This window comes from Pleurocapsa sp. FMAR1, assembly GCF_963665995.1.
GTDB lineage: Bacteria > Cyanobacteriota > Cyanobacteriia > Cyanobacteriales > Xenococcaceae > Waterburya.
In genome coordinates this window covers 3,890,317-3,902,679 of record NZ_OY762512.1, presented here as the reverse complement: position 1 = coordinate 3,902,679, position 12,363 = coordinate 3,890,317, and the positions used below count along the sequence as shown (strand labels likewise).

At 36.3% G+C, this 12,363-nt stretch carries 11 protein-coding genes and 1 pseudogene; 7 read left to right on the top strand and 5 right to left on the bottom strand.

Annotation, left to right across the window (positions count from 1 at the left end):
- Window positions 1-56 precede the first annotated feature (56 nt).
- Complete coding sequence (locus SLP02_RS19035; protein ID WP_413467247.1) at window positions 57-851, top strand: superoxide dismutase; 795 nt, start codon at window positions 57-59, stop codon at window positions 849-851.
- A 166-nt stretch (window positions 852-1,017) separates the two neighbouring features.
- Here the strand turns inward: SLP02_RS19035 and SLP02_RS19030 are convergent, their stop codons facing one another.
- The 4 genes from SLP02_RS19030 to SLP02_RS19015 form a co-directional block, all read right to left on the bottom strand.
- Window positions 1,018-1,692, bottom strand: coding sequence for a glutathione S-transferase family protein (locus SLP02_RS19030; protein WP_319422297.1), 675 nt, complete (start codon window positions 1,690-1,692; stop codon window positions 1,018-1,020).
- A 42-nt stretch (window positions 1,693-1,734) separates the two neighbouring features.
- A complete protein-coding gene (locus tag SLP02_RS19025) occupies window positions 1,735-2,133 on the bottom strand; it encodes an EVE domain-containing protein (protein ID WP_319422296.1) in 399 nt (132 codons plus the stop codon).
- An 87-nt stretch (window positions 2,134-2,220) separates the two neighbouring features.
- Window positions 2,221-2,760: a hypothetical protein gene (locus SLP02_RS19020; protein ID WP_319422295.1), complete on the bottom strand. Its 540-nt coding sequence runs from the start codon at window positions 2,758-2,760 to the stop codon at window positions 2,221-2,223.
- 256 nt (window positions 2,761-3,016) lie between these two features.
- Window positions 3,017-3,649 (bottom strand): LysE family translocator, encoded by a 633-nt coding sequence (locus SLP02_RS19015; protein WP_319422294.1) that lies wholly within the window; start codon window positions 3,647-3,649, stop codon window positions 3,017-3,019.
- 192 nt (window positions 3,650-3,841) lie between these two features.
- On the opposite strand from SLP02_RS19015, the pseudogene SLP02_RS26790 reads away from it, so the two are divergent.
- From SLP02_RS26790 to SLP02_RS19000, 4 genes and pseudogenes are all read left to right on the top strand, one after another.
- A pseudogene (locus tag SLP02_RS26790) lies at window positions 3,842-3,953 on the top strand (ABC transporter ATP-binding protein); the annotation flags it as partial.
- Window positions 3,954-4,162: 209 nt separating this feature from the next.
- A complete protein-coding gene (locus tag SLP02_RS19010) occupies window positions 4,163-6,067 on the top strand; it encodes a ferredoxin--nitrite reductase (RefSeq protein ID WP_319422293.1) in 1,905 nt (634 codons plus the stop codon).
- Window positions 6,068-6,366: 299 nt separating this feature from the next.
- Window positions 6,367-7,146 carry a hypothetical protein gene (locus tag SLP02_RS19005; RefSeq protein WP_319422292.1) on the top strand — a complete coding sequence of 260 codons (780 nt, stop codon included), beginning with the start codon at window positions 6,367-6,369 and terminating at the stop codon, window positions 7,144-7,146.
- Between the two features lie 158 nt (window positions 7,147-7,304).
- Window positions 7,305-7,589 (top strand): hypothetical protein, encoded by a 285-nt coding sequence (locus SLP02_RS19000; RefSeq protein WP_319418699.1) that lies wholly within the window; start codon window positions 7,305-7,307, stop codon window positions 7,587-7,589.
- Between the two features lie 145 nt (window positions 7,590-7,734).
- On the opposite strand, the gene SLP02_RS18995 is transcribed toward SLP02_RS19000, so the two are convergent.
- Entirely contained in the window at window positions 7,735-9,231 is a 1,497-nt protein-coding gene (locus tag SLP02_RS18995) for a site-2 protease family protein (protein ID WP_319422291.1), read from the bottom strand.
- Between the two features lie 128 nt (window positions 9,232-9,359).
- On the opposite strand from SLP02_RS18995, the gene SLP02_RS18990 reads away from it, so the two are divergent.
- Window positions 9,360-10,055 carry an MBL fold metallo-hydrolase gene (locus tag SLP02_RS18990; RefSeq protein WP_319422290.1) on the top strand — a complete coding sequence of 232 codons (696 nt, stop codon included), beginning with the start codon at window positions 9,360-9,362 and terminating at the stop codon, window positions 10,053-10,055.
- A gap of 203 nt (window positions 10,056-10,258) precedes the next feature.
- Window positions 10,259-12,334, top strand: coding sequence for a DUF262 and DUF1524 domain-containing protein (locus tag SLP02_RS18985; protein ID WP_319422289.1), 2,076 nt, complete (start codon window positions 10,259-10,261; stop codon window positions 12,332-12,334).
- Window positions 12,335-12,363 lie beyond the last annotated feature (29 nt).

The following is a 12,363-nucleotide window of genomic DNA, read 5'->3' as shown; positions in this document are numbered from 1 at the left end:
GGTTTGGCACAATAGGATTACAATTGGCTAAATTATTATATTGGCAAATCAAATTTATGCGCAGCAAACAATTTTACGGCTTTATTTTCTCAATTGCTTTAAGCATATTTCTCATTCTGGGAAGCTTGGAGTCAAACGTTAGCATGGCAAATGTCATCGATGACACCAAAATACAAACTAATAAGACACTGTTTTCCCAGACTAGCCTTATTGCTCAAGGGACTAGTGAAGAGTTTACTTTACCTCCTTTACCTTATGCCTATGATGCTCTTAATCCCTATATCGATAGCGAAACAATGACTTTGCATCACGATAAACATCATGCGGCTTATGTTAAAAATTTAAATGAAGCGATCGCCCAACATCCTGAATTAAAAGGCAAGTCAGTAGAAGAGCTTTTGCTCAATTTTGATACTATTCCCGAAGATATTCAGACCACTGTACGCAATAATGGCGGAGGTCATGCTAACCATACAATGTTTTGGTCGATTATGAGTCCTGATAGTCAAGGTAAACCTACAGGTGCTATTTCTGAGGCGATTAATGATACTTTTGGCGACTTTGAAACCTTCCAAGAAGAATTTAATACTGCGGGCAAAGATCGCTTTGGTAGTGGTTGGGCGTGGCTACTTATGAATGGTGATGGCAAGCTAGAAGTTGCCAGTACAGCTAATCAAGATAGTCCTTTAACTGAAGGAAAATATCCTATTATGGGCAACGATGTTTGGGAACACGCTTACTATCTTAAATATAAAAATAAGAGAACAGATTATCTCGATGCGTGGTGGAATGTAGTCAATTGGGACGAGGTGAATAACCGTTTTCAACAAGCAAAGAATTTTGTTGGCTAGTCATAAAAATATTCGCAAATTAGCTGAGATTAGCGATCGCTCTAGAAAAACAGGAATAGTTTTGCTCTTCCTTGTCTGTGCTAGTTTTGATTGATATCTCAGCTTTGAAGCCCGTGGCGATCATTTTTGCCAACTATGTTTAAAGTTACAGTAAACACACCGCAACCTAAAGTATACCTTGAACGCCATTAATCGCCTTTGCTTCAGCTTCTTCGTCCTCTGAAGGATCTGTGGCAAAAGGAACATTAAGACCCTTGACACAGCTTGGTCTAGACTCAATTTGCTTCAACCATCGTTGTAGGTTGTGCAATTCTTCGATAGAAACTCCAGCCCACTTATAACTACGCGCCCAACTCCAATTAGCAATGTCAGCAATAGAAAAATCACCAGCTAAATATTCATTATCTGCCAAGTGTCGATCTAAAACTCCATATAGTCGTTTGGTTTCTTTTTGATAACGTTCAATAGCAGCAGGAATTTTCTCAGGAAAATAACGATAGAATACATTAGCCTGTCCCTGCATTGGCCCTAAGCCGCCCATCTGAAACATTAACCACTGGATTACTTTCGATCTTCCTTTAGTGTCTGTGGGCAATAGTTTCCCTGCTTTTTCGGCAAGATAAATCATGATTGCGCCAGATTCAAACACTGCAAAATCATCGTTGTCGCGATCGACAATCGCAGGGATTCTGCCATTAGGATTGATAGCTAAGAAATCTGCTTCCTTCTGGATACCAGTGGTAATGTCAATTGGATGTACGGTGTAGGGAATATTTAATTCTTCTAATGTACAAGATGCTTTGTAGCCATTGGGTGTTGTCCAAGTGTATAAATCTATCATTGGAACTTATTCTCCGTTAATCTTGGAAATTATTGATTATTTTCATTTTATCGTTTGGTTTTTACCGAAAGGACACATTAATCTATAAATTAACTCAAAATCATATTGCTTAATTTCCAACAAGCCCAATCTAAATCTGAATCCCCAATGTTTTTTATTAGTAATAAACTCTAATTTTTCGATTAAAGGTCTAATTGATATTTCTTTGCAGTCTTCATATTTAGCATTTTTGCGGTATGGCTGAAAATCGTCGTCGATTGCAACCTGATAAACATCTCGCTCTTTTATTTTTGCTATTGCAGTAAATGCTTGAACTGGTTTGCCATTTTGTAATGATGTTTTGGGAGAATAAAAAATCATGATATCGTCTGGCTGTAATTTCTTAACGGTAGCTTCTTTACCATGTCCTGCTTGTACAAAATCACCTTCTTTTCCTAACATCACCTAATCTTTAGAAATTGTATTGATCCAACATTTCATCAACCTATATTTTGATTATTTTCACTAATAACTGCACTGTTAAATATTTTAATTTTGTAATAATTCAGGAGTAAAACCGATGCCTTTTTTGACTAGTTCTCTGGCTAATTCAAAATTCCATTCTGATTTTATTGTTGGATTAATGTGTTTATGCCAAGAGTTATAGGTTATCTTGTTACCAAAAGATTGAATTAATTCAACTAAGCTATCAGAACCACCAAAAGGATATGCACGAGGATTGTAATATAAACAGCCTTGATTTTCTTTCTCTTTGACCAAAGCTATCAAAGAGTAATCACTATTAAAAATGGCATCTAACATAGATTCAAAATACCAGTTACCAGGAGTTTTAAAAAATGGATGTTGTATACGAATTTCAGGCTCAGTTAATTCTAAAAGTTGCCAATATATCATCCCCTCCTCACTGTCAAAATCAAAGGTATTAGCAAACCATTTAACAGCTTCATCATCTAAATAATCTTTCCAAGGAAAATTATCAACTGGATCGATGCCATCTAAATTATTTTTTTGCTCTAGATACAAATCCTGCATTAAATCATTTTTAACTTCCTTCAGTTTCTCAAACATTTTTTGCAAACAAGCAAATCTAGCCAGACTAAAAATTTTAAATTCGATGTATAAATATTCATCTTTCATATCGAAGAACTTTAATTACTTACACATATTAATCATGAGCAAAAAACAAGCAAATTAGCTATTAATTTGAATCAAAAACTTAAATTACTTTTTAACCAAGAAAAGCTTAGTAAACAAGTTTTCTTCAATAATTAGCTCAGAAGTTAATCTAGATAAAACTATACTAATTACCGCAGCTTTGAGCAATCTATTTGGCTTGTTCGGTAGCAAGTTTGATTCCCAAGCTGATAAAAATTACTCCTGTTATTCGCCTAGTAATGTTTATCAAGCGAGTTTTGGAATGCACAATAATCGAAGCATTAGCTGCTAAAAAAGCAATAAATAGACACCATAAAGTTCCAGTGGCAACAAACAAACAACCAAGAAAGAAAAATGAAAACATTTTATAAGTACTAGCTGGAGCGACAAATTGTGGTAATAATGATAGAAAAAATAGCGCAACTTTCGGATTAAGAATATTGGTCAAAATTCCTTGGGAATAAATATTCCATAAGCTTTGATTTTCCGCTGCAATATCAATATCATTTGGGGAACTTTTGTTGATAAACATTTGGATACCTAAATACACCAAATACACAGCACCAATCCATTTCACGATCGCATTTGCGATCGCGCTAGTGGCTAAAATAGCTGAGAGTCCAAATGCAGCAGCAGCTGTATGTAATAACGAACCTGTACTGATACCCAAAACTGATACAATACCAGCTTTTCGTCCTTGGGCTATACTGCGAGCGATAATATATAAAGTATCTGAACCAGGTAACAAGTTGAGGGAAGTTGCTGCTAATAAAAAAACAGAAATATTTTGTGTACCAAACATAATCAAATTTTGAAAGAAAACTATTTTAGATAGAGAAATATATTTAGGATACTATCGCTTGATTATCATTTATATATCAAAATTTAAAGTTGCTCAAACTTCCAATTTGCTTTTACTCACCTAAATAAAATTATTTAATTTAGTCAGATTATAACAATGCAGAACAATTAAAAAACCAACCAAGCTGTAATCTCTATTTTATTAGTTACCCATGATAATCGTATTTTAGATGTAGCCGATCGCATCATTCATTTTAGAAGACGGCAAATTAATTAACAACTTAACTAAAGAGCAAGCAGCTTAGTCTTTGGCTCTGCATACCTTATTTTTAGACGTTTTTGCCCAAGGACAGTATGCTCATAATGCTTTTAATCCATGCAATAAAGGCATAGTAGATTATATCTCGTAACAAGAGATACAAACTGTACTGGAAAATCTACATAATCTTGTAGGTAATGATGCCAAACACATCCTTACTCCTCATTCCTTTATAAACCCCCAAGATCTAGATTTATGAGTACTGAAGCTAACACCACAATCAAACTCAACAAAGTAGAAAAAGTCAAAGCAGCTAAAGACGGGCTAGATGTAAAGGGTGAGCTAGAGCATTTTGCTAAAATTGGCTGGGAGGCAGTTGATAAAACAGATTTAGAAACACGCCTTAAATGGTTAGGAATTTTTTATCGTCCTGTTACGCCAGGACAGTTTATGGTGCGGATGCGCGTTCCTAATGGCTTTGTTACCAGTGAGCAAATGCGAGTATTGGCTGGTGCAATTGAACGCTATGGTGATGAAGGTACGGCAGATATTACCACTCGTCAAAATATACAGCTGCGAGGCGTAAGACTAGAAGATATTCCCGATATTTTTAGTAAGTTTAAAGGAGTAGGTCTAACCAGCATTCAGTCGGGGATGGATAATGTCCGCAATCTTACAGGTTCGCCTACAGCAGGAATCGATCCCGATGAATTAGTAGATACTCGCGCCATGAACCAAAAGGTTCAGGATATGATTACCAACAGTGGTGAAGGTAACTATTCTTTTAGCAATTTACCCCGTAAATTCAATATTGCGATCGAAGGTGGCAGAGATAATTCTATTCATGCAGAATTAAATGATTTAGCCTTTATTCCAGCCTATAAAGATGGTGTTTTAGGCTTTAATGTCTTGGTAGGAGGATATCTTTCCGCTCAACGCTGCGCTGAATCGATTCCTATGGGAGTTTGGATACCTGCAAATGATAATGATGTAGTGGAATTTTCCCGCGCTGTACTAACTGTCTACACCGAAAACGGCGGTAAAGAAGGTCTAAGAGCTAGTCGCCCTAAAGCCCGTATGATGTGGCTGATCGAAACTTGGGGAATGGAAAAGTTCCGTGCAGAGATAGCCAAAGAATTTGCTAAAACCTTGGCAGATGCTGCACCCGAAGACGAAATTACTCAAGATAAGAAAGATCATTTAGGAGTACACCCTCAAAAGCAAGAAGGCTACAGCTATGTTGGTTTGCACGTTCCTATGGGGCGATTAACCGCTGAACCCATGTTTGAATTAGCCAGATTAGCTGAGGTATACGGTAATGGTGAAATTCGCTTGACAGTAGAACAAAACGCCATTATTCCTCACATTGCTAACGAAAATGTCGAGACTTTTTTAAGTGAACCTTTATTAGAAAAGTTTACAATTAGTCCTAGTACTCTTACTCGCTCAGTTATTTCCTGTACTGGAGCGCGTTACTGTAATTTTGCTTTAATTGAGACTAAACAAAGAGCCTTAAAACTAGCTCAAGAACTAGACCTAGAATTAGATATTCCCAACCGTGTACGTATTCATTGGACGGGATGCCCCAACTCCTGTGGACAGCCTCAAGCAGCTGATATTGGCTTAATGGGAACTAAGGTACGTAAAGACGGCAAAGCTATAGAAGGAGCAAAAATATTTGCGGGAGGTAAGGTCGGTCAGGGTGCAGAATTAGGAACAGAAATTAATAAAGGTGTTGCCTGTGAAGATCTCAAAACCACGTTACGAAGTTTATTGATTGAAAAGTTTGATGCCAAGCTAAAAGATGGTGTAGTTATCCAAGAACTTTTACCTACTGTAGAAACAGTAGAAACACCAAAGTCTGACACAAATAATTCATCAGCCAAGACTAGTACTGCTCAAGCTACCAAAGTATTTTTTGCTAACTCTTGGAAAGAAGCAGCTTGTCCTGATAGCGAATACATTTTAGACGCAGCCGAAAAAGCAGGCATCGAAATTGAAAGTAGCTGTCGTGCAGGTACTTGTGGCACCTGCACCGCAACAGTCTTGAAGGGAGAGGTAACTTATGAACAGGATTATGATGCTCTAAGTGATTTAGAACCTGGACAAATTTTAACCTGTTGCTCTAAGCCAGTCAGTTCAATAGTAATTGATGCTTAAGCATTGAAATAATCTTGAAGATTCAGACCCAGCCAGATAGTTTTCTGGTTGGGTTTAATTTTGTGCAAATATTAACTGCCTTATACTAAATCCTGTTCGGATAGAACACTTTAAGGTTAAGTAGGTCAGAGCGGGCGGAAACGCTCCCGTTTAGGAAGCTGTCTTCAGACAGTTCTCTGCGGAGGGAAACCCCTGGCTGCCTGACACAAGTAGCTAAAAGAGTCGAAATGCGGTCAGAAAAAAGAAAAGGTAGAGCAATTATGGGAAGCTGAAAATGAATAGTTTTAGCCTTATATTCCATGTCAAGATCTAGCCCTCTTTATCATCAACTGCTGAGTCTACTGAGTCAAGATTCCACATACAGAGATTTCAGGCAGATCAAAGCGTTAGCTTGGATGATCAACGCGCTGATATGTAGCAGCAAAATTAACCTTAGTGAGTGGGAATCTTACGTGATAAGTAGGGCGAACCAAGCACAGAGTATTGAGCGAAGATGGCAAAGATTCGTTCATAACAGTCGAATTAAAGTCAAATCTCTGTATGTACCTCTAGTAATGGCGGCAATTAGTAACTGGAGTGGACAACGCCTCTATCTGGCACTGGATACAACAGTTTTATGGAATCGATACTGCATGATTCATCTTTCTGTGATTTGTGGTGGTAGGGCAATTCCTTTCTTATGGAAAGTAATGGAACATAAAAGTTCAACAGTAGCATTCAAAGAATACAAAACCATGCTGAAATTTTCACGTAGATTACTCCGCAAGTATCCTGATGAGATGCTTCTAGCTGACCGAGGTTTTGCCAACCATCAGTTGATGAATTGGCTCACCACTAGTCAATGGCACTATTGTCTACGCTTACCCTGTGACGTAACTATTCAGGGGGCAAGGAGACATCCTATTGAACTGAAATATCTTTATCCGCCAAAGTCAGAGGCGATTTTGTATCACAATGTTGGACTATGGCTCGATGGAGAATGCCGAAGCAACTTTGTCTTAGCCAATGTCAAGGGGACAAAAGAACCTTGGGCTGTTATTACTGATGAAGACCCGACTCTACAAGCTTTATGGCAGTAGGCTCTAAGATTTCGTATTGAAGAATTATTTTTAGATTCTAAATCTGGAGCTTTTCAATTGGAAGAATCTAAAATTGCCAGACAGCCCGTTGCGCGGGTTTCCCGCGTTGAAGGGACTGTCGAGGTCGCGATCGCAAGGCATTGGAACGTTTATATTTGGTGGTAGCCTTAGCACTTTTATTTGCGACTACTCATGGCATGACAGTTCAATTGAAGGGACTTAGAAGTCAAGTAGATCGGCATTGGGAGAGAGGTTTAAGTTATCTCAAAATTGGGATCAGATGGCTCAAAGGAGTTTTACATAAAGGTCGTAGTTTGTTTGACCCTACACCTTTATTTTCTCAAAATACTTTGCCCTGTTTTGCATCTTCAAAGGCTAGAAGAAAATACTATGATGCCATTTCGTTTATCAGAATTTCGGAATTAAAGTGCTTAAGAGTTTAACTGTCCTCAAATAAATGTGTCAGGCAGCCAGGGGAAACCGTCCTGCAAGACTGTCTCGCTGTTCCACGCCCGTCGGTCAGAGGTCAGAGGTCAGAGGAATTATAGCTATTTCAAGGAAAGAGTACTTTATCAATCGGATTTGGCATTAAATATTTAACCAGCTAGCGATCGCATTAGGAAGAGGTAACACAATCACGATCAACAAAGCTATAGCTAATAAGCCCAAGAAATCTCGTTTATTGTCAAGCTCGGTCACATCATTAAGAGCAGGCTGATCGATTAAAGGAATTAACCACATCACAATTGTCCAAATCCAAAAGTAAGGATGGATTAGGGCTAACAATAAAGCTAAAATACGGGTGATTTGTCCTATGGCGATCGCCATTTTTTGTCCAAACACGGCGTGAACAATATGACCACCATCTAGCTGTCCAATCGGCATCAAATTAACCGCAGTGATAAACAAGCCAACACAACCTGCTACTGCTAAAGGATGTAGTTCAATCGCCATTTTTGCCGTTAGAGAAGAGCCTAAAGCTAATTTGGCTAAGAGACTAAGTAGAAAAGATAAGCGCGGATCTTGAGCTTGAATGTTAAATATGGATGATTCGTCTAAAGGAACAACACTAGAAAGAGACAAACCCCAGATTAAAGTGGGAATAACCACTAATAATCCTAATAAAGACCCAACAATGGCGATATCAAATAAGGCTTTGCGATGGGGAATAGGCGACTTCCTCTGTAAAATTGCTCCCAAAGTCCCTAAAGAGAAACTATCTAGCAAAAAAGGAAAAGGAATAAAGTAAGGCAGGGTGGTACGAACTTTATAGTAAGCAGCTACAAAATAATTACTAAACTTCTGCACGGCAATAATCGATAGCAAAGGCAAGCTGTAAACTAACCCTGGTAATACCAAGCTAGGATCGGATAGCAATTTTTCTGAAGAAGTACCATTAATGGTAGCTCCAGCGACAGTGGCAGTGACTAGAGTAATCACAAACAATACCAAGGCAAGTCCCATGCGTTGATCGCTTTTTACCTCTCCTTCTTCTGCCTTTGCCTGGGGATTAGGCACAAGGGCAAAAAACGGTTTGCCTTTAAAACTCTCTTGAAAAATTAGAAAAAAGCGATCGCCAAAGGCTTTTTCGACGTTATTTTTTATTTCGTGATAAGCTTTTTCAGGAATAGTCTTGAGCTTCCCCCGACAGAAAATTGCTTGAGGGCGATAATCAATATTTTGTAAATAATAAACGTTCCAAGGAAAACAGTTGCGTAGAGCAGTTTCTTCGGTGCTATCGATGGGGCGAGGCGTGGTAGTTTTTGCAGTAGGTTGAGCCATCGCTATATTTTTATTCTTACTTGTTTCAACAGCATCTTTAGCATCTTTTGGTTTATCTATTCTTCCCCTCTGAACTAGCCATCCGTACAGTAAGGGACATATAATCAGAGGAAATAAAAGTACTGGTAAAGGTAAAGGCTGTTGTTCCCCAAAAATATAAGTCCAAATCGTCCAAATACAGGATGGCAACATGATGATCAGCCAACATAGCCACACTGGTGCTGTAGTCTTGTTTTTGAGGCTGCGATTGACGAGCAGATAAGTAATTGGACTGAGGACAACTAATATTAACCAGAATTTCATAAAAAAGTGTTCCGAATCTATATGGGGAATTCTTTGCTTAAAAAACTATTTTGGACTGTGGATTTAAGTATATAAATATAAAAAGAAGATGCCATTAGGCAATTATTCATAGAACCTTATTTTCTAGAATGCCCCAAAACTCTACAGAAATTACTGCAAGCCTTGGTAACGCTAAATCTCCTCGTCTTATTTTGCCAGGAATATTTGCGTTTGCGCCTAATAGAGATACTTTAGGTGCTACCTCTTATTTAATTGTAGATAAAAGTGGCAGTATTCTCCTCGATTGTCCTGCTTGGAATGAAGTTAATCAAAAATTTTTACAGTCTCAAGGCGGAATTAAACACCTAATCATTACCCATCGAGGGGGAATTAGCAAGAGCATCATGCAGATACAGCAAGAGTTCGATTGCCAAGTAATAGTGCAAGAACAGGAGGCTTATTTGCTACCAGAAATCAAAGTTGTCTCTTTTGCTGATAATCTAACCATAAGCCCAAATTCAGAGCTTATTTGGACTTCTGGACATTCTCCTGGCTCATCTTGTCTTTACTATTCTCAACACGGGGGTGTTCTATTTTCTGGCAGACATTTGCTACCAAAATCTCCAACAGAAATTGCTCCTCTTCGCACTGCTAAAACTTTTCATTGGTGGCGACAGTTAAATAATATCGCTAAATTACGCGATCGCCTTAATCAAAATACTCTTAAATATATTTTACCAGGCGCAAATACAGGTTATTTACGGGGAATGGGTTATATCGATAACGCCCATGAACAGCTATTATCATTAGATTTGGCTGCGTTACGTTTTGCTGAAATAATTTAGAGGTTATGATTTGTTGATTTGGTGGGCAAAGATCTTTGTTGTAAATATTATGGCGATCGCGTGCGTATATTTTGCCTACCCTTCAGGCGATCGCTTTGAAATAGTTTTTAGTGATTTTACTTAGTATTTTGATTGTTGTTTAAGGGAAATATAAGAATAAATGCCGCTGCTACAGCAGTAATATATTTCTTTTGAATTAAATTATGAAAGCAACCGAAACTAATTTACTTGAATTTTTAAGAGAACCAAAACAATTTGTTATTCCTATTTATCAAAGAACTTATAGCTGGACTTTACAACAATGCCAGCAATTGTGGAATGACATTATTAAAGTGGCGCAAGAGCAAACAATTTCAGGTCATTTTTTGGGATCGGTTGTCTATATTGAACATGGCTTGTATCAGGTAACATCTCTACCTAAACTATTGGTTATTGATGGACAGCAAAGACTAACAACTATCTCGTTATTATTGAAAGCATTAGCTCACGTAGTTGAAAATTCAGAAGACAAAGCAAAAGTAAAAAGTCAAAGAATAAATAATTATTTTTTGCTGAACCAGGAAGAAGATAAAGAAGATAGATATAAACTACTTTTGACCAAGAGTGATAAAGAAACATTTGTTAAATTAATCGAAGATCAAGAATTACCAGAACAAGTATCCCGTCGAATTAAGGATAATTTTGATTTTTTTGTTAATCAAATCAACAAAAATCATATTAATCTTGATAGTTTGTATTCAGGTATTAGCAGATTATTCATTGTAGATATCAGTTTGGATCGCGAACGAGATAATCCTCAGCTTATTTTTGAGAGTTTAAACTCCACTGGATTAGAACTGTCTCAAGCAGATTTAATTCGCAATTATATTTTGATGGATTTAGAATCAAAAGAGCAAGCCTATATTTACAATAATTATTGGTATCCAATGGAGCAAAACTTTGGTCAAATTGGTTATGCAGAACAGTTTGACAAGTTCATACGCTATTATCTGACTATTAAATCTAAAGCTGGTGCTATTCCTAATATTAGAGACGTATATAATGGTTTTAAAAGTTATGTACAAAAGAATTTAGATCTATCAATTGAAGAAATAATTAAAGATATATATTGTTATTCTAAGTATTTTGTCAGTATTGCTTTTGAAAAAGAAAATAATCAGAAACTCAAAAAAATTATTGAAGATATTAATTATTTAAAAGTTGATGTAGCTTATCCTTTCTTACTAGAAATATATAACGATTGGATTCATAATTTAATTAATCAAGAAGATTTAGTTGAAATTTTCAAATTGGTAGAAAGCTATGTTTTTCGCAGAGCAATTTGTGGAATACCTACTAACTCAATGAATAAAACTTTTGCTTCCTTAAGTAGAAATATTGACAAAAATAATTATTTAGAAAGTATTAAAACAGCATTTGCCGTAATGACTTCTTACAAGAGATTTCCCGACAATGCAGAGTTTTGCAGAGAGATAATAGTTAAAGATATTTATAATTTTAGAAATTGCAAATACTTGCTAGCTAAGTTGGAAAATCATACTCGTACTAAAGAATTAGTAGATATAGAAAACTATAGTATTGAACACGTTATGCCACAAAATTCTAATTTATCTTTAGAATGGCAGCAAAATTTGGGAGAAAATTGGCAAGAGGTACAAGCTAAGTATTTACATACAATTGGTAATCTTACTTTAACTGGTCATAATGCCAAGTTAAGCGATCGCTCTTTCAAAGAAAAACAAAATATGAAAGATGGTTTCACTGATAGTCCTTTATATTTAAACAAAACACTGGCTAAATTAGACATCTGGAATGAAATAGAAATTAATAATCGAGCAAAAGTATTAGCAGATATTGCAACCGAAGTTTGGTCGTTTCCATCTATTTATATTGATCCTGATTTTTCTAAAAGTAGTATATCAAATAACTCCACTCAAAACAAATACAATAAACATCTTCAAGACAAAACATTAGAATTGTTTAAAATTATTCGTCAAGAAATTCTCAATCTAAATTTATCAGTAAAAGAAGAATTTCTAAAATACTATATTGCTTATAAAACAATTAAGAACTTTGTTGATATATATCCTCAAAAAAAATGTTTAAAATTGACATTAAATATGGGTTTTGATGAAATACAAGATCCTTACAAACTATGTAAAGATATCTCTAAATATAAATTAAATGGAGATGTTGAAGTAACTTTTTCATCTTCATCTGAAATAGAGGATATTATGTTTTTAGTTCGTCAAGCTTTCCAAAAACACAATAACCAATAAATGAAATTGACATTTGTTTATTGGTTATT